The sequence below is a fragment of the Sandaracinobacter sp. T42 genome (assembly GCF_059115405.1).
Window position 1 is genome coordinate 2,011,418 of sequence record NZ_CM181101.1, and the last position, 15,164, is coordinate 2,026,581.

The 15,164-nt window shown below is 64.6% G+C and carries 17 protein-coding genes; 9 read left to right on the forward strand and 8 right to left on the reverse strand.

Annotated elements, in window-relative coordinates:
• Positions 1-2: 2 nt before the first annotated feature.
• Positions 3-572, reverse strand: a complete 570-nt coding sequence (locus ACW9TV_RS09760; RefSeq protein WP_494303287.1) for a hypothetical protein — start codon at positions 570-572, stop codon at positions 3-5.
• 184 nt (positions 573-756) lie between these two features.
• Here ACW9TV_RS09760 and ACW9TV_RS09765 point away from each other — a divergent pair, with 184 nt between their 5' ends.
• Positions 757-1,482 (forward strand): SDR family NAD(P)-dependent oxidoreductase, encoded by a 726-nt coding sequence (locus ACW9TV_RS09765; protein ID WP_494303288.1) that lies wholly within the window; start codon positions 757-759, stop codon positions 1,480-1,482.
• On the opposite strand, the gene ACW9TV_RS09770 is transcribed toward ACW9TV_RS09765, so the two are convergent.
• A complete protein-coding gene (locus ACW9TV_RS09770; RefSeq protein WP_494303289.1) occupies positions 1,479-1,793 on the reverse strand; it encodes a hypothetical protein in 315 nt (104 codons plus the stop codon). The two genes, ACW9TV_RS09765 and ACW9TV_RS09770, sit on opposite strands and share 4 nt — an antisense overlap.
• A 44-nt stretch (positions 1,794-1,837) precedes the next feature.
• On the opposite strand from ACW9TV_RS09770, the gene ACW9TV_RS09775 reads away from it, so the two are divergent.
• On the forward strand, positions 1,838-3,112 hold the full coding sequence (locus tag ACW9TV_RS09775) for an NADH:flavin oxidoreductase/NADH oxidase family protein (RefSeq protein WP_494303290.1): 1,275 nt from the start codon (positions 1,838-1,840) through the stop codon (positions 3,110-3,112).
• Here the strand turns inward: ACW9TV_RS09775 and ACW9TV_RS09780 are convergent.
• Entirely contained in the window at positions 3,006-3,902 is an 897-nt protein-coding gene (locus ACW9TV_RS09780; RefSeq protein WP_494303291.1) for an MlaA family lipoprotein, read from the reverse strand. The genes ACW9TV_RS09775 and ACW9TV_RS09780 overlap by 107 nt on opposite strands.
• Positions 3,903-3,997: 95 nt before the next feature.
• Here ACW9TV_RS09780 and ACW9TV_RS09785 point away from each other — a divergent pair, with 95 nt between their 5' ends.
• The 4 genes from ACW9TV_RS09785 to metH are packed head-to-tail and all read left to right on the forward strand — an operon-like array spanning position 3,998 to position 9,496.
• On the forward strand, positions 3,998-4,945 hold the full coding sequence (locus ACW9TV_RS09785; protein WP_494303292.1) for an ArsR/SmtB family transcription factor: 948 nt from the start codon (positions 3,998-4,000) through the stop codon (positions 4,943-4,945).
• Positions 4,942-5,841, forward strand: coding sequence for a methylenetetrahydrofolate reductase [NAD(P)H] (gene metF, locus ACW9TV_RS09790; protein ID WP_494303293.1), 900 nt, complete (start codon positions 4,942-4,944; stop codon positions 5,839-5,841). Before ACW9TV_RS09785 ends, metF begins: the two co-directional genes overlap by 4 nt.
• Entirely contained in the window at positions 5,838-6,896 is a 1,059-nt protein-coding gene (locus tag ACW9TV_RS09795) for a homocysteine S-methyltransferase family protein (RefSeq protein WP_494303294.1), read from the forward strand. The genes metF and ACW9TV_RS09795 overlap by 4 nt, the downstream gene beginning before the upstream one ends.
• Positions 6,893-9,496: a methionine synthase gene (metH, locus tag ACW9TV_RS09800; protein WP_494303295.1), complete on the forward strand. Its 2,604-nt coding sequence runs from the start codon at positions 6,893-6,895 to the stop codon at positions 9,494-9,496. Before ACW9TV_RS09795 ends, metH begins: the two co-directional genes overlap by 4 nt.
• A 409-nt stretch (positions 9,497-9,905) precedes the next feature.
• Here the strand turns inward: metH and ACW9TV_RS09805 are convergent, their stop codons facing one another.
• Positions 9,906-10,529 (reverse strand): NUDIX hydrolase, encoded by a 624-nt coding sequence (locus ACW9TV_RS09805; RefSeq protein WP_494303296.1) that lies wholly within the window; start codon positions 10,527-10,529, stop codon positions 9,906-9,908.
• 425 nt (positions 10,530-10,954) lie between these two features.
• Between ACW9TV_RS09805 and ACW9TV_RS09810 the strand changes: the two genes are divergently transcribed.
• From ACW9TV_RS09810 to ACW9TV_RS09820, 3 genes are read left to right on the forward strand one after another with little or no spacing between them, the layout of a single operon-like run.
• Positions 10,955-11,566, forward strand: coding sequence for a ribonuclease D (locus ACW9TV_RS09810; protein ID WP_494303297.1), 612 nt, complete (start codon positions 10,955-10,957; stop codon positions 11,564-11,566).
• Complete coding sequence (lptC, locus tag ACW9TV_RS09815; RefSeq protein ID WP_494303298.1) at positions 11,559-12,200, forward strand: LPS export ABC transporter periplasmic protein LptC; 642 nt, start codon at positions 11,559-11,561, stop codon at positions 12,198-12,200. The genes ACW9TV_RS09810 and lptC overlap by 8 nt, the downstream gene beginning before the upstream one ends.
• On the forward strand, positions 12,197-12,730 hold the full coding sequence (locus ACW9TV_RS09820; RefSeq protein WP_494303299.1) for an LptA/OstA family protein: 534 nt from the start codon (positions 12,197-12,199) through the stop codon (positions 12,728-12,730). Before lptC ends, ACW9TV_RS09820 begins: the two co-directional genes overlap by 4 nt.
• Before the next feature lie 7 nt (positions 12,731-12,737).
• Here the strand turns inward: ACW9TV_RS09820 and ACW9TV_RS09825 are convergent, their stop codons facing one another.
• The 4 genes from ACW9TV_RS09825 to ACW9TV_RS09840 all read right to left on the reverse strand — a co-directional run bounded on the left by ACW9TV_RS09825 (position 12,738) and on the right by ACW9TV_RS09840 (position 15,085).
• Entirely contained in the window at positions 12,738-13,262 is a 525-nt protein-coding gene (locus ACW9TV_RS09825; protein WP_494303300.1) for a VOC family protein, read from the reverse strand.
• Between the two features lie 75 nt (positions 13,263-13,337).
• The gene (ubiG, locus tag ACW9TV_RS09830; RefSeq protein ID WP_494303301.1) at positions 13,338-14,072 is read right to left on the reverse strand and encodes a bifunctional 2-polyprenyl-6-hydroxyphenol methylase/3-demethylubiquinol 3-O-methyltransferase UbiG; all 735 of its coding nucleotides are present in this window, start codon (positions 14,070-14,072) and stop codon (positions 13,338-13,340) included.
• Positions 14,073-14,099: 27 nt separating this feature from the next.
• Positions 14,100-14,879, reverse strand: coding sequence for an arginyltransferase (locus tag ACW9TV_RS09835; RefSeq protein WP_494303302.1), 780 nt, complete (start codon positions 14,877-14,879; stop codon positions 14,100-14,102).
• Entirely contained in the window at positions 14,876-15,085 is a 210-nt protein-coding gene (locus ACW9TV_RS09840) for a hypothetical protein (RefSeq protein ID WP_494303303.1), read from the reverse strand. Before ACW9TV_RS09840 ends, ACW9TV_RS09835 begins: the two co-directional genes overlap by 4 nt.
• Positions 15,086-15,164: the final 79 nt, after the last annotated feature.

Genomic DNA, 15,164 nt, shown 5'->3' on the forward strand with positions numbered 1-15,164 from the left:
TGCTATTGCAGGCGGATCGGGTTGGCGGATTCGCGCCAGGCGTCCTTGTCCTTCTCCATCCGACGGATATGGGCGTCCGCCATTCCCGCCGTGATGACGATTTCGGTGCCAAGGCCCTTTTCCGATTTGGAAATGGCGACCAGCGCACCGCCGGCCTTGTCCTTCCCGTCGCGTCCGGCGAAGATCCGGACAGCGCTGTCCTTCTCGTTCACCACCATGCCGGGCTTCACGCCAAGCTCTTGGGCGCGGGCATCGTAGAAGGCGGCAACCTTTTCCACCGGATCGGCAGTTTCGAACACCACCAGGCCACCACGACCGCCTGTCTTGCCGTCCGAAACCTGGGTGCGCAGGCGGGCACCCGGATAGGCCGGGGCGAAGGCCGGAAGCTCGGTGGCGAGCGCCAGGCTTTCGCCGTCTCCGGCGCTGTTGACGATGGCGTCATCCGATCCAGTCACGATGCTGGTTTCGCCATCCGTCTTCACGAAAACCTTCGGCTCGTCCTTGCAAGCTGCAAGCAGAAGGGCGGACGCGAACAGGGTGGCGAGGGACAGATGGGTGGAGGACGCGTGCATCGGCAAAAACTCCCTGCATGGCCGAATGCGAACGGCCGACGGCATTTCCCCTCGGCCCCGGGTAATGACCCAATTGCTGCAACGGGGCAAGACGGGCTGTCGGCCCCTTCTTTTGGCTGATTGCGGTTTTCCGCCGCCGCTTCATTGACTTTGCGGAACGACCGGGAACGGAAAGGGTTTCGGAATGAGCGGATCATGGCCTGAATTCAAGGGCAAGCGCGTGCTGGTTACAGGCGGCAGCCAGGGCATCGGACTAGCGACCGCAAGGGCCTTCAAGGACAATGGCGCAACCGTGCTGATCACGGGAACGCGGGCGGCGGCGACGGACTATGCCGATGATCTGTCCGGTTTCACCTACATCCAGGCTGACTTCACCAAGGCGGAAACGGCCGCCGCGACAGCGAAAGCCGCAGGCGAAATCGACATCCTGGTGAACAACGCCGGCACGGGCCGGGCGGACGAATATACCGAGGCCGGGTTCCGGGCCGTCATCGACGTGAACCTGAATTCGGTGATGGCGTTGAGCGCGGCGCTGCATCCCGCCCTGAAGGCGCGGGGCGGAGCGATCGTGAACATGGGCTCGCTTTCCAGCTTCCTCGCCCTGCGCGAGACGCCAGCCTACACGGCGTCGAAGGCGGGGCTGCTGGGGCTGACACGGGCGCTGGCCGACAAATGGGCGCCGGATGGCATCCGGGTGAACATGGTGGCGCCCGGCTTCATCCGCACCCGGATGACGGAGATCCAGCGAACCGACGCCGACTATGAGAAGCGGCTGATGAAATCCGTGCCGATGCGCCGCTGGGGCGAGCCCGAGGAAGTGGCGGAAACGGTGCTGTTCCTGGCTTCATCGCGGGCACCCTATATTACGGGGCAATCCATCGCGATCGATGGCGGCCTGATGCTGCGCTAGCGCGCGTCCGAAGGGGGCGGCGGGGCGGGGGCCGCCGCCGCCGGTTCGGGGTCCGCTTCGGCCAGCTGCGCTGGGGCTTCCTGCGCCTTGGGCGGGGTTGGGGCGTCCCGCGCGTCGCGAACGGGCTTGCCCGTCAGTTCTGCGACGGATCGATTCACGCTGACAGGGGCGCGGGTGGCTGCCTCGGCCGCGCGGATGTCGGCGTTGGCACGTTCGACCCCGGCGCGCGTCGCCTGGGCGCCATCGGCGTCCTGATTGCCGCCGCAGGCCGCAAGCAGGATGGCGGACAGCAACAGCGGAAATCCTCTCACAAGCGTTCCTTTCGCCGGGCAACCCTGTTGCCTATGCCCCGTTCATGAACAGCCTCGCAACCCCGTTGACGTTGGCATCCGGCGTCGTTCTGAAGAACAGGCTCGGCAAATCCGCGATGACCGAAGGGCTCGCGGATCCGGCAAACCGTGCAACGGCCGCGCATGCGCGCCTCTATCGCCGCTGGGCGGAAGGGGGCGCTGGGCTGTTGATCACCGGAAATGTGCAGGTCAGCCGGCGACATCTGGAACGGCCCGGAAACGTCGCGATCGAGGGGCCGCAATCCGCGGAGGCGATGGCGGCGCTGTCGGCCTATGCTGCGGCAGCATCGGCGGGCGGGGCGGCCTGTTATGTTCAGCTATCGCATGCCGGGCGGCAGACGCCGATTACGGTGAACGCGCATCCCAAGGCGCCGAGCGCGATCCCCGTGGCGCTGCCGGGCAAGCAGTTCGGCGTGCCTGAAGCGCTGAGCGAGGCGGAGATCGACGGACTGATCGTGGCCTTCGGGCACGCGGCGGCTGTGTGCCGGGCGGCGGGATTCGCCGGCGTGCAGCTGCACGGTGCGCATGGCTATCTGCTCTCATCTTTCCTGTCGCCGCTGGCGAACCAGCGGACGGACCGGTTCGGCGGCAGCCTGGAGAACCGGGCGCGGTTCCTGCTGGAAGCGGTGCGGGCCGCAAAGGCGACGGCAGGGCCCGGATTTGGCGTGGCGGTCAAGCTGAACTCTGCGGATTTCCAGCGAGGTGGCTTCGCGGTTGAGGAGTCCCGGCTTGTGGCCCAGATGCTGGAAGCGGAAGGGATTGATTTCCTGGAAATTTCCGGCGGCAATTATGAACAGCCGCGCATGATGGATTCCGACGGGCTTTCGCCCGGCGAGGCGCGATCCGCCCGACGCGAGGCCTATTTCCTGGCCGAGGCGGAGCGGCTGCGCGCGGCTGTTCGGACGCCGCTGATGGTGACGGGCGGGTTTCGCAGCGCGGCGGCGATGGCGGCCGCGATCGATGGCGGCGCCTGCGACATCGTGGGGCTGGCGCGTCCGCTGTGCACCGATCCTGATGGGCCGGCGCGGCTGCTGGCCGATCCGGTCGCGGTTCTGCCCGCATGGGAAAAGCAGCTGCGGCTGGGGCCTGGCCCGTTTTCACCCGAAGCGGGTGGCGCGTTCGTTAAGATGCTGAACGGCTTCGGCGTGCAGGCCTGGTTTTGCCTGCAGATCCTCAATCTGGCCGAGGGGCGTCCGCCGGAGCTTCGGTTGCCGGTCTGGAAGGCGCTGTGGCGGTATCAGCAGCGGGAAGGGCGGATGGCGAAGGCGCTTCTCCGCTGACGGCCGGCGTTTCGCCCGAGGTTTCCGTTGCCGGATCGGCCGGCGGAGGCGGAATATCCTCTTCCTCCTCTGCGGGCAGATTTCCGTCGAAGATTTCATAGCGCCGCAGTTGCAGCCAGGCGGAGCGGGTGGTGGCATAAGGGTCTGCCGCGCCCACCAGCAGTTGCTCGCCCTTGTCCCTGAGGTTCGAGCGCGTATCGAGCACCTGCACGGCGACATTCACCAGCCGTTCCTGCGGGGAAATGATCCGGTTCGTGACCGGATCGAATGGATCAAGCAGGAAATCGACGACGAATCCGACGCTGTCGCGCGCGGTGTTGGGGCCCAGGAAAGGCAGCATCACGAACGGGCCGGACGGCACGCCCCAGACGGCCATCGTCTGGCCGAAATCATGCGGTTGTTCAACAAGCCCCATATCGCTGGCGTGATCGGCGACGCCAAGGCCGAGGAAGCTATTGATGAGGATACGATCAAAGGCGCGAAAAGCACTCTTAACCTTGCCCTGGGCGATTGCGTTGCCCATATTCGTTGGTTCCTGCAACAGATTGTATCCGTTGGAGATTCCACGCCTGGGTGCGTCGGGGACAACCGTGCGGTAGACATTTGTGACCGGCTTCAGGGCATAGCGGTCGATCTTCATCGAAACATCGAAGATCCGCCGGTTTGTCTTTTCCCAGGGGTCGCGATGGGCGACATCGGTGATTGCCACCTTGTCGAGACGGTCGCCGCCATGGGCGCACGCGCCGAGCAGCAGCAGAGCGGAAAGGGAGACAAGAGTCGACCGCAGCATGCGCAATTGCCTAGGGGCAGACGAAGACGCGCACAAGGGTGGGCTGATGCCACCCGCCTTGACCGCATATAAAGACATGTTTAAGTCTTTCAGGAATGAAAGCCGAGGAGCTGATCAAGCCGGTTGACCGGGCGCACGAATTGTTCGCGGCGCTGGCCGATCCCACGCGTGTGCGCATCCTGCTGCTGGTGCGCGACCTGGAACTTTCGGTGGGCGAACTGGCCGAAATCCTGGATCAGAGCCAGCCTCGTGTTTCCCGCCATGTGCGCATCCTGGCGGAAGCCGGGCTGGTTCGGCGACAGAAGGAAGGCGCCTGGGTATTCGTGGGGCAGGGCGACCGCCGCATTACGGAGCCGGCGCATGGCCTGATTGCAGCGGTTGCAGGCGCTGGCGATCCGATCGCGCCGGAACGGGCGAGGCTGGGGCAGGTGCGGGCGGAACGGCAGCGGCGGATCGATGGCTGGTTCGAATCCAATGCAGGCGAATGGGATCTTCTGCGCCGGCTGGGCGGGCAGGATATCGAGGTGGAAGCTTCGCTGGCGGCGGCTGCGCGCAAGCCATCGGTGGGTCGGCTGCTGGATATCGGCACCGGTACGGGTCGGGTGCTGGAACTTCTGTCTGCCGAGGCGGAGAGCGCGACCGGGATCGACCGCTCACCCGAGATGCTGCGGCTGGCGCGGGGCAAGCTGGCCGGCGGCGGCAACCAGACGGCCGATGTGCGGCAGGCTGACATGCGGGCGCTGCCATTCACGGATGGCGCCTTCGATACGGTGACGCTGCATCAGGTGCTGCATTTCGCGGACGAGCCCGGCGCGGTGATCGCAGAGGCTGCCCGCGTGCTTGCGCCCGGCGGAAAACTGCTGGTGGCCGACTATGCGGCGCACGCGCTGGAAGAGCTGCGGACGCGGTTCCAGCACAGCAGGCTGGGGTTCGAGAACAAGACGATGTGCGATTATCTGACGTCGGCCGGGCTGACTCCGCGCCTGCATTCCACCCATCCCGGGCCGGAATTGACTGTGAATATCTGGGAGGGACGGCGATGACCGTGACGGAACCGGCCAGCGGCCCGCTGTTTGCGGATCTGCCGGGCGATATTGAAGTGTCGTTTGAATTCTTTCCGCCAAAGACTGAAAAAATGGCGGAAACCCTGTGGAACAGTGTGCAGACGCTGGCACCGCTGAAGCCGCGCTTCGTGTCTGTCACCTATGGGGCCGGCGGCACCACGCGGGAGAGGACCCACGCGACGGTTGCCCGCATCGCGAAAGAGACAGCCATTCCCGCAGCCGCACATCTGACATGTGTGGACGCCAGCCGCGACGAGATTGCAACCGTTGCCGACGCCTATTGGGCGGCGGGCATCCGGCACATCGTGGCCCTGAGGGGTGATCCCCCCTTGCGCGACGGCCAGTTCCAGCGCTTCGTGCCCCACCCGGACGGTTATCGGGATGCAGCGGAGCTTGTGGCAGGGCTGGCGGCCCGGCATCCGTTCGAGCTGAGTGTTGGCGCCTATCCGGAAACCCATCCAGAGGCGGTGAGCGCGGACGCGGACATGGCGCATCTGAAGCGCAAGCTGGAGGCCGGCGCGAGCCGGGCGATCACCCAGTTCTTCTTTGCGCCCGAAGCCTTCTTCGCCTTTCGTGACCGGGCTGCCGCTGCCGGAATTGCCGCTGATCTGGTGCCGGGGATACTGCCGGTCACGAACTTCGCCAATGTGAAACGGATGGCCGACCAGTGCGGCACAACGATCCCGACATGGATGGCGCGGCTGTTCGAAGGGCTGGATGACAAACCGGATGCACGCCAGCTGGTCGCCGCCACGATCGCGGCGGAAATGGTTCGACGGCTCTATGCCGGCGGTGTGCGCCATTTCCATTTCTACACCCTCAACCGCGCCGAACTGGCCTATGCCATCTGCCACCTTCTTGGTGTTCGCCCATGACCATCCTGCCTTCGGCGGCCGAAGCCGCCTTCCGTGTCGCCGCGAGCCAGAGAATCCTTGTGAAGGACGGCCCTTATGGCACTGCAATCCAGAAGCTTGGGTTGCAGGAGCATGATTTCCGCGGCTCGCTGGCGGTCACCCACGACCAGAAGGGCAACAACGACATCCTGAACCTGACGCGGCCGGATGCGATCGCCGCGATCGCGCGGGGATATATCGAGGCCGGCGCAGACCTGCTGGCGACCAACAGCTTCAACGCCAATGCCATCAGCCAGGCGGATTACGGCACCGAGGGACTGGTGCGGGAGATCAACCTGGCGGCCGCCCGCATCCTCAGGGCAGAGGCGGACGCTGCGACGGCCGAGGACGGCTGGCCCCGCTTCGTGGCCGGCGCGCTGGGCCCGACGAACAAGACCCTGTCGTTGAGCCCGCGCGTGGAGGATCCGGGGTTCCGCGAAGTCGATTTCGACGGGATGAAGGCGGTCTACCGCGAGCAGATCGACGCCCTGCTGGAGGGCGGGGTGGATTTCATCCTGATCGAGACGGTTTTCGACACGCTGAACGCGAAGGCTGCGGCCTTCGCCGCGATGGAAGCGGAGGAGGCGCGCGGCGTCCGCGTACCGGTGATGATCTCGTTGACGCTGACCGACATGGCCGGCCGCAACCTTTCGGGGCAGACGGTGGAGGCCTTCTGGATTTCGGTGCAGCATGTGCGGCCGCTGACCATTGGGCTGAACTGCAGCTTCGGTGCGACGGAACTTCGACCCCATGTGCAGGTCCTGGCCGCGCAGGCGGATGCGCTGGTCATGGTCTATCCCAATGCGGGCCTGCCGAATGCTTTTGGCGGCTATGACGAACTGCCAGAAACGACCGGGCAGCTGATCCGTGACTGGGCAGAGGCGGGGCTGATCAATGTGGTGGGCGGCTGCTGCGGCACCACGCCGGCCCATATTGCGGCGATTTCCCGCGCGGTGAAGGGGCTGCCGCCCCGGACGATTTTGCCCCATGTACCCGCACTGCGTCTTTCCGGCCTGGAAGCGGCGGTGTTCGCATGAGCGCGACCAGCTTCATCAACATCGGCGAGCGGACGAACGTGACCGGATCGGCGCGGTTCCGCAAACTGATCGTGGCCGGCGATTACACGGCGGCACTGGATGTCGCGCGGGATCAGGTGGCGAACGGCGCCCAGGTGATCGACGTGAACATGGACGAAGGCCTGCTGGACAGCGAGGCGGCCATGACGACCTTCCTGAAGCTGCTGGCCGCCGAACCGGACATCGCGCGTGTGCCGCTGATGATCGACAGCAGCAAATGGAGCGTGATCGAGGCGGGGCTGAAATGCGTGGCGGGCAAGGCGATCGTGAATTCGATCAGCCTGAAGGAAGGGGAGGCGCAGTTCCTGGCGCAGGCCCGCCTGGTGCGCCGCTATGGCGCGGCGGCCGTCGTGATGGCCTTCGACGAGGCTGGGCAAGCCGACACGGCCGCGCGAAAGCTTGAGATCTGCGCCCGCGCCTATGACCTGCTGACGGCCGACGGGTACGCAGCCGACGACATCATCTTCGATCCCAATATCTTCGCAGTGGCGACTGGGATCGAGGAGCATGACCGCTATGCGCTGGATTTCATCGAGGCCTGCCGCGCCATCAAGCAGCGCTGCCCTGGCGCGCGCATCTCCGGCGGGTTGTCCAACCTGAGCTTTGCCTTCCGCGGAAACGAGGCCGTCCGCCGGGCGATGCACAGTGTGTTCCTGTATCATGCCATTCCCGCCGGCCTTGACATGGCGATCGTGAATGCCGGGCAACTGGACGTATATGAAAGCCTTGACGCCGAGCTGCGCGAGGCCTGCGAGGATGTGATCCTGATGCGCCGGCCGGATGCGACGGATCGGCTCATTGCGCTATCTTCCCGTTTCAGCAATCAGGCCCAATCAATTGAAAAACAGACAGAGGAATGGCGATCCTTCTCTGTCGAGAAGCGCCTGGCCCATGCGCTTGTGAACGGGCTGGACGCACATGTGGTGGCCGATACCGAGGAGGCCCGTCTTCAGGCGGCACGCCCCATCGAGGTGATCGAGGGGCCGCTGATGGACGGCATGAATCAGGTGGGCGACCTGTTCGCCAGCGGCAAGATGTTCCTGCCGCAGGTGGTGAAATCCGCCCGCGTGATGAAGAAGGCGGTCGCGCACCTGATTCCCTACATCGAGGCGGAGAAGGACGAGGGAGCGGCGCCCAAGGCGAAGATCCTGATGGCGACGGTGAAGGGCGATGTGCACGATATCGGCAAGAACATCGTGGGGGTCGTCCTCCAGTGCAACAATTACGAGGTGATCGACCTGGGCGTGATGGTGCCCTGGCCGAAGATCCTTGAGACAGCGCGGACGGAAAAGGTGGACATCATCGGTCTGTCCGGCCTGATCACGCCCTCTCTCGACGAGATGGTGACGGTGGCGACCGAAATGGAGCGCGCGGGCTTCACCATGCCGCTGCTGATCGGCGGAGCGACGACTTCGCGGGTGCATACGGCGCTGCGCATTGCGCCGGCCTATTCGGGGCCGACCATCCATGTGCTGGATGCAAGCCGGGCAGTGGGCGTTGCGTCAAGCCTGATGTCGGATACGCAGGCCGGGCGGTTCATTGCGGACGTCGCGACCGACTATGCCGACATTCGCGCGAAGCGGAATGGCGGGCAATCCGTGCTCGTTGATCTGGCGACTGCGCGCGCGAATGGCCTGGCGATCGATTTCGCGGCCGAACCACCGGTCAGGCCGGCCGCGACAGGGCAGTGGACGATCGATGACTGGTCGCTCGAGGAACTGGTGCCTTTCATCGACTGGACACCCTTTTTCCGGGCGTGGGAGCTGCACGGCACCTATCCGCAGATCCTGGACGACAAGGTGGTGGGTGAAGCGGCCCGCGCGCTGTGGCACGATGCGCAGGCGATGCTGGGGCGGATCGTTTCGGAAAAGTGGCTGACGGCGAAGGCAACCGCCGCGATCTGGCCGGCCCGGCGGGATGGTGACGATATTCTGCTGTTCGCGGACGAAACCCGTTCCGCGCCAATCGCACGCCTGCCCATGCTGCGGCAGCAGGTGGCCAAGCGCGAGGGCAGGGCGAACGACTGTCTGGCCGATTTCGTTTCGCCGGACGCCGACTGGATCGGCGGCTTCGCGGTGACGGCGGGCCATGGGATCGAGGCGAAGCTGGCTGAGTTCAGGGCTGCGCACGATGATTATTCGGACATCCTGCTGAAGGCGCTGGCCGACCGGTTCGCGGAGGCCGCGGCCGAGGCGCTGCATTTCCGCATCCGCACCGATCACTGGGGCTATGAACGGCTGGCCGTGCCGGATTATCCGGGCCTTATCCGAGAGCAGTATCAGGGCATCCGCCCGGCGCCCGGCTATCCGGCTTGCCCGGATCACAGCCTGAAGCCGTTGCTGTTCGATCTGCTGGACGCCCCGGCCAGAACCGGGATCAGCCTGACGGAAAGCTTTGCGATGCTGCCCACGGCGGCGGTTTCGGGCTTTTACTTCGCGCATCCGCAAAGCCACTATTTCGGTGTGGCGCGGGTGGGCGAGGATCAGCTGGCCGATTATGCGAAAAGACGGGGCGTCGGCCTGGATCAGGCGCGCCAGTGGCTGCGCCCGAACCTGGACTGACGCCCCAGTACGTCAGGCTTCAGTCGCTTGAGCCTTCGGTTCAGATGATTCGGGCTTCGGCGTCTTGCCCTCTTCGGGTTTCGGATTTCCGTCTTGCGCCGGCTGTTGCGGTGCGGGGGCGGGTATCTTGGCTTCCGGCTGCTGGGCCGGTGCCTGGGCCGGTTCCTGCTGGCTGAAGGCGGGCGCGGCCAGCAGCAGGCCGGCACTGGCCGCAAGGCCAGTCCAGTATGTTTTCATTATCGTTTCCAGTCCTTTGATTGCGGTTCCTCAAAATCCGCAACAAGGATTATCAATCGTCATCGCAACGGTGTCGCCCCCCTTGTCGATGATCCGGGCAAAGTTGGGGGCGAATGATGGGGCGCATCGACGAACCGATGCCGCCATACAGACGAGCCGTTGAGCCCGGCCTTCAGAGAGCCGATTCGGGGCTTTGCCGCGTCCAGCGCCAGAAGGGGCGCGCGACAGGCTGGCCATTGAGATGTAGCTCCACGACATCCAGCACTGCACGGGTGACAGTTGGCAGGTCGAGTTCGCGGCATTGTTTCAGGTCGAACCAGGCGACTTCACCCAGTTCCCGGCTGTCGGATGGGTCCAGAGACTGAAGATGCTCGGCGTCCGCCATCAGGAAGCGGGCGTCGAAGCGCTTGTGGCGCGCCGGCGGCGTGATCGCGCGGGCGATGTAGCTGAGGCCCGACAGGTCCGCTTCGAGCCGGCCGGACAGGCGGCCGATCACCAGTCCGGTTTCCTCGAATGTCTCTCGCACGGCGGTGCTGGCGAGCGCACGGGCAAGGCGGGCGCCGTCCTGTCGGCCAAGCCGGCGCGAGGCTGCGAGATCGGCCGCGACGGCGGGCGCCAGATCCCTGAGGATTGGGGCGTGATAATCGGATCTGTCGATGCGGCCGCCCGGGAACACCCATTTGTCCGGCATGAAATCATGGCCGCCGGATCGACGCCCCATCAGGATACGGGGGGAGGGGCCGTCCCTTCGGACGAGGACCAGGGTTGCGGCATCGCGCGGTCTTGCTGTGGCCATGGATCATCGGTGGCGTGGTGCGGGGCCGCGGCCAAGCTGCGGGAAAAGAGGAGTAGTGCGGCATCCGAATCCGGAAGTACCTGGCCCTAAACCCCAATGCATATAGTGCAAATGACAATAGCATGCAATTTCATATGCTTGATATGAAATATTCACTTCACTTGACAATTTCTGTTCTGTGGATAACTTCGGGCCAACTGAAGCCTCGGAGGACTTCATGGCCATGACGGACGACGAACGCCCGCGCGGATCCGGCTGGAAGCTTCTGCTTACCAGCGCGTTGACCGGTTATCTGCTTCTGATGGGGGTATATTTCATCTTCCTGCGCTGATCCCCGCCCGCCAGAGCTCGTGCGGGCCTGATCCGGGCCACGACAGCGCCACCACTCCATTGCCCGGCATCGGTGGAGCGCCTATGGCGGTGCCATGGCCATTCATTTCCACGAAGGCGACCTTCCCGGCGATCCCTTTGCGCCGGGCCCGATCGCCGTCGATACCGAAACCATGGGGCTGAACCCCCACAGGGATCGCCTGTGCCTCGTCCAGTTGTCGGACGGGCAGGGCGACGAGCATCTCGTGCGGCTGTCCGGGGATTACAGCGCGCCGAACCTGCGCCGGGTGCTGGCTGATCCGGCGCGGCTGAAGCTCTATCACTTCGCCCGTTTCGACCTGGCGGTGATCCGGCGCTATCTGGAGGTGGTGGCGGCGCCAGTCTATTGCACGAAGACGGCAAGTCGTCTGATCCGCACCTACACGGATCGCCACGGCCTCAAGGATCTGGTGCGCGAACTTCTGGGTGCGGAGATTTCCAAGCAGCAGCAATCCAGCGACTGGGGCGCTGCCGTGCTGAGTGATGCGCAGAAGGAATATGCGGCCTCCGATGTGCGCTTCCTGCACCGGATGAAGCCCATCCTGGACGAACGGCTCGCGCGGGAGGGGCGGACAGAACTGGCACAGGCCTGTTTCGACTTCCTGCCTTACAGGGCAGACCTTGATCTTCAGGGCTGGCCCGAGATCGACATCTTCGCGCATGTCTGAACTGGCGGATCGCCAGCGGGAGGCGCGGCGGCGTTCGATGCTGCCGGGCGGGCCGCGCGATGCGCTTGTGTCTGCGGCGAAGTGGGTGCTGCCGGCTGCTTCTTTGGTGCTGGCGGCCGTTTTGGTGATCCTGCCGATGGCTGCCACCCAGGAATTCAGTTTCCTGCTGTCGAAGGACAGTGCGGCGCGTGCCGGCGAACGCATGCGGATGGAAGCCGCCACCTACCGGGGCGTAACTGCCCGTGGTGAGCCGTTCGAGATCGTTGCACAATCGGGCGTCCAGAAGACAAGCGCCGTGCCGGTGGTCGTTCTGTCCGGCCTGTCGGCCCGGATCGAGCAGGAACAGGGCCCGGCGACCGTGACGGCGCCATCCGGGGAATTCTTCATCGAGCAGAACCGGTTGCTGGTTCGCGGCCCCGTCGTCGCGCGCTCGGCATCCGGCTACAGCCTGGATGGCAACACCATCCTGATCGACATCAACGCCAACCGCGTCACGACCAGCGATCCCGTTTCGGGCACGCTACCCATGGGCCAGTTCAGCGCAAACGCCTTCACCGCCGACATCGAGGGCCGCAAGGTCAGCATGGCTGGCGGCGTGAAACTGCGCATCACTCCAAACCGGACAGTCGGATGATCAACAACACGAAAATCCTGATCCTTGCAGCCCTGCTCGCCCCTCTGGGCGCGACCACCGCGACGGCGCAGGGCATCACCACATCGGCCCTGCGCGGGCTGGACAGCAAGGCCCCCATCGATGTCGATTCCGACCGCATCGACGTGCTGGACCAGCAGAACCAGGCGATCTTCACCGGCAATGTCCGGGTGCGCCAGGGGAATCTGACGCTGGAGGCAGACCGGATCAAGGTGGCCTACAGCAGGCCGGTAAAAGGCGATCCCGTGATCCAGCGCCTGGATGCCGACGGGAATGTCCGCCTGGCGACCCCCAGCGAGCGGGCGACCAGCCGCTTCGGAATCTATGATGTCAGCAAGCGGATCCTCACGCTGATCGGCAATGTCGTGCTGACCCAGGGCACGACCAAGGTGCAGGGCAACAGGCTGACGATCGATCTTGCGTCGGGCCGTTCCACTCTGGACGGCAAGACATCGACCGGCCAGCCCGGCAGCCGGGTTTCCGGCCGGTTCGCGGTACCCGACCGGAAATAGGCGCCCATCAGGCCCTGAGGTGGGCCTTCGACCGGGATGTGCGGGCCGTCCATTCCGCCAGCACATCCCGGGCGGCGGCCTCCTCTGCCTGCAGGATCGGATCATGCTGTGGATCACGGGCGGTGATTTCCACCTGAAGTCCGTTCGGATCCCACATGTAGAGCGACTTCACGAAATGATGGTCGATGGGGCCGAAGCAGGCGACGCCGGCGGCTTCCAGCCTTGCCTTCCAGTCCGCAAGCTGGGCGACCGTGACGGCTTCGAAGGCGATGTGGCGATCAAAGCCGTGCGCGGGCCTGAAATGTTCGGGCTTTGCGCTGTCCGGCGCATCAAAGAAGGCGATGTAGTTTCCATCGGGCATACGGAAGAAGATGTGGACATAGGGATGGGCCTTGCCCGACCCCGGCTCTTCTTCGAACGCAAGGGCGGCCGCAACCGGTAGCCCCAGCACATCCTCGTAGAAGGCCCGGGTTTCCTCCGCATCGCGGCAGCGGAATGCGGAATGATGTATGCCCTTCAGATCCATGCCCATCGTCTCTCTCCCTCGGGCGGAAGATTGATCCCGGCTTGTGCGAAATGCCAGCGCGCGAAAGCGTCAGGCCGGGTGTCAGGCCTTCGTGGCGCTTCCCAGATAGTTGATCGTCAGATCGTCAGAGATGTGGAAGCCCTTCATCAGGGACCATGTCAGCCCTTTCAGAATGTCCACCTTCAGCCCGGCCTGCGCCAGGTGGCGGGTCAGTTCGTCCGGGGTCACGAACTTGCGCCAGTCATGTCCACCATCGGGGATCAGTCGGGTGATCTTCTCGGCGCCGGCTATCAGCACAGCCCAGCTGAGCGGCGTGCGGTTCGGCGTGGAAAACAGCAACAGGCCACCCGGCTTTAGCAAACTGGAAACTGCAGAAAGAAACCTATCTATCTCAGTAACATGCTCGATAACTTCAAGACATGTTATGAAGTCATATTGTGCCGCTCTGCCGGCTGCGAACTCAATGACGTCACCAACAGTATAGCAGATCGAAAGCCCCTGCGCTTCTGCATGTGCCCGGGCGGCGGCAACCACGTCGGCGCCGGCATCCAGCCCTTCCACATCAGCCCCCATGCGCGCCAGCGGCTCTGTCAGAAGGCCGGCGCCGCAGCCGATGTCCAGCGCCTTCAAGCCTGCCAGCGCATGGCGTTTGCGGGGATCCAGCCCGAAATGCCCGGTCAGCCGTTCGCGGACGAAGGCGAGGCGGGTGGGATTGATGCGGTGCAGCAATCGTGATGAGCCATCGGGATCCCACCAGTCCGCCGCGAGCGTGGCGAAAAGGGCGACATTCTCAGGATCGCGGGTGGTAGCTTGCATTTCGTGCAGATAGCCTGCGCGGGGCCCTCAGTCGACCTTCGCGAACAGGCGACGTTCCGCCGCAGCCTGTTGTCTGGGCATGAGACGCCAGCCATGAGGGGTCAGCATTTCGAGCGGGCTGAATCGCCGTTTGTAATCCATGCGCGGACTGCCATCGACCCAGTAGCCGAGATAGACATAGCGCATGCCCACCTGCGCTGCCCGCACGACATGATCCAGGATCATGAAGGTGCCGAGCCCCGGGCGTGCACCCGGCCCGGTTTCATAGAAGCTGTAGACCATGGACAGGCCATCGGACTGCTTGTCCGTAAGGCAGGCACCGATCAGCCGGCCCGGCCGGCCGTCCACGCCAGGCTCCCGATACTCGACCACGACGGTGTCGACCGGTGACGTCTCGATCATCTCGGCAAAGTCATAGCCGTCCATGCCTGCCATGCCGCCTTGCGGGTGGCGATCCTTCAGGTAACGACGCAGCAGATCGAACTGTTCTTCGGTCGCCCAGGCGTCGCAGGCGGCGACATCCAGATCTGCGTTGCGCTTCAGCAGGCGACGATGGGATTGGGAAGGCTGGAACTGGCTGGCCACGATCCGCACGGAGACGCAGGCATTGCAGCCGTCGCAACTGGGGCGATAGACCACATTCTGGCTGCGACGGAATCCGATGCGGCCCAGCCCTTCGCTCATCCGCTGGGCATCAGGCCCGCGGAGTTCCGCAAAGACCTTTCGTTCCGTCCGCCCGGGCAGATAGGGGCAGGGGCTTTCCGCCGTCACGAAGAAGCGAGGGAAGCGGGTCGGTTGTTCCGTCATGCCATTGCCTTGCGGGCAACAGCCTTCTCGCCCGGAATAAACGCCGAACGGCCCGACTGCCGGTTCCAGACGAAGATATCAGTGCCGACCGTCACGACAGGACCGTTCCCGACTCCATCCAACTGCTCCCGATCTGGGTAATGATGCACATTGGGTGGAGTTGAGGCAACGGACAGCAGCACGGAAATGGGGCCTTTGGCCACCATTAACCCTGCCTTTGGCGGTTCCTGCCGTTTCCGACGCGACGGGCCCCGTCCTGATCCGATGCGGCCCCTCCGCCGCTGA

Bases quoted from the DNA above. Each gene is read 5' to 3' on its own strand.
- ACW9TV_RS09760 (WP_494303287.1), bottom strand. From the start codon at position 572: ATGCACGCGTCCTCCACCCATCTGTCCCTCGCCACCCTGTTCGCGTCC.
- ACW9TV_RS09765 (WP_494303288.1), top strand. From the start codon at position 757: ATGAGCGGATCATGGCCTGAATTCAAGGGCAAGCGCGTGCTGGTTACA.
- ACW9TV_RS09775 (WP_494303290.1), top strand. From the start codon at position 1,838: ATGAACAGCCTCGCAACCCCGTTGACGTTGGCATCCGGCGTCGTTCTG.
- ACW9TV_RS09780 (WP_494303291.1), bottom strand. From the start codon at position 3,902: ATGCTGCGGTCGACTCTTGTCTCCCTTTCCGCTCTGCTGCTGCTCGGC.
- ACW9TV_RS09785 (WP_494303292.1), top strand. From the start codon at position 3,998: ATGAAAGCCGAGGAGCTGATCAAGCCGGTTGACCGGGCGCACGAATTG.
- metF (WP_494303293.1), top strand. From the start codon at position 4,942: ATGACCGTGACGGAACCGGCCAGCGGCCCGCTGTTTGCGGATCTGCCG.
- ACW9TV_RS09795 (WP_494303294.1), top strand. From the start codon at position 5,838: ATGACCATCCTGCCTTCGGCGGCCGAAGCCGCCTTCCGTGTCGCCGCG.
- metH (WP_494303295.1), top strand. From the start codon at position 6,893: ATGAGCGCGACCAGCTTCATCAACATCGGCGAGCGGACGAACGTGACC.
- ACW9TV_RS09805 (WP_494303296.1), bottom strand. From the start codon at position 10,529: ATGGCCACAGCAAGACCGCGCGATGCCGCAACCCTGGTCCTCGTCCGA.
- ACW9TV_RS09810 (WP_494303297.1), top strand. From the start codon at position 10,955: ATGGCCATTCATTTCCACGAAGGCGACCTTCCCGGCGATCCCTTTGCG.
- lptC (WP_494303298.1), top strand. From the start codon at position 11,559: ATGTCTGAACTGGCGGATCGCCAGCGGGAGGCGCGGCGGCGTTCGATG.
- ACW9TV_RS09820 (WP_494303299.1), top strand. From the start codon at position 12,197: ATGATCAACAACACGAAAATCCTGATCCTTGCAGCCCTGCTCGCCCCT.
- ACW9TV_RS09825 (WP_494303300.1), bottom strand. From the start codon at position 13,262: ATGGGCATGGATCTGAAGGGCATACATCATTCCGCATTCCGCTGCCGC.
- ubiG (WP_494303301.1), bottom strand. From the start codon at position 14,072: ATGCAAGCTACCACCCGCGATCCTGAGAATGTCGCCCTTTTCGCCACG.
- ACW9TV_RS09835 (WP_494303302.1), bottom strand. From the start codon at position 14,879: ATGACGGAACAACCGACCCGCTTCCCTCGCTTCTTCGTGACGGCGGAA.
- ACW9TV_RS09840 (WP_494303303.1), bottom strand. From the start codon at position 15,085: ATGGTGGCCAAAGGCCCCATTTCCGTGCTGCTGTCCGTTGCCTCAACT.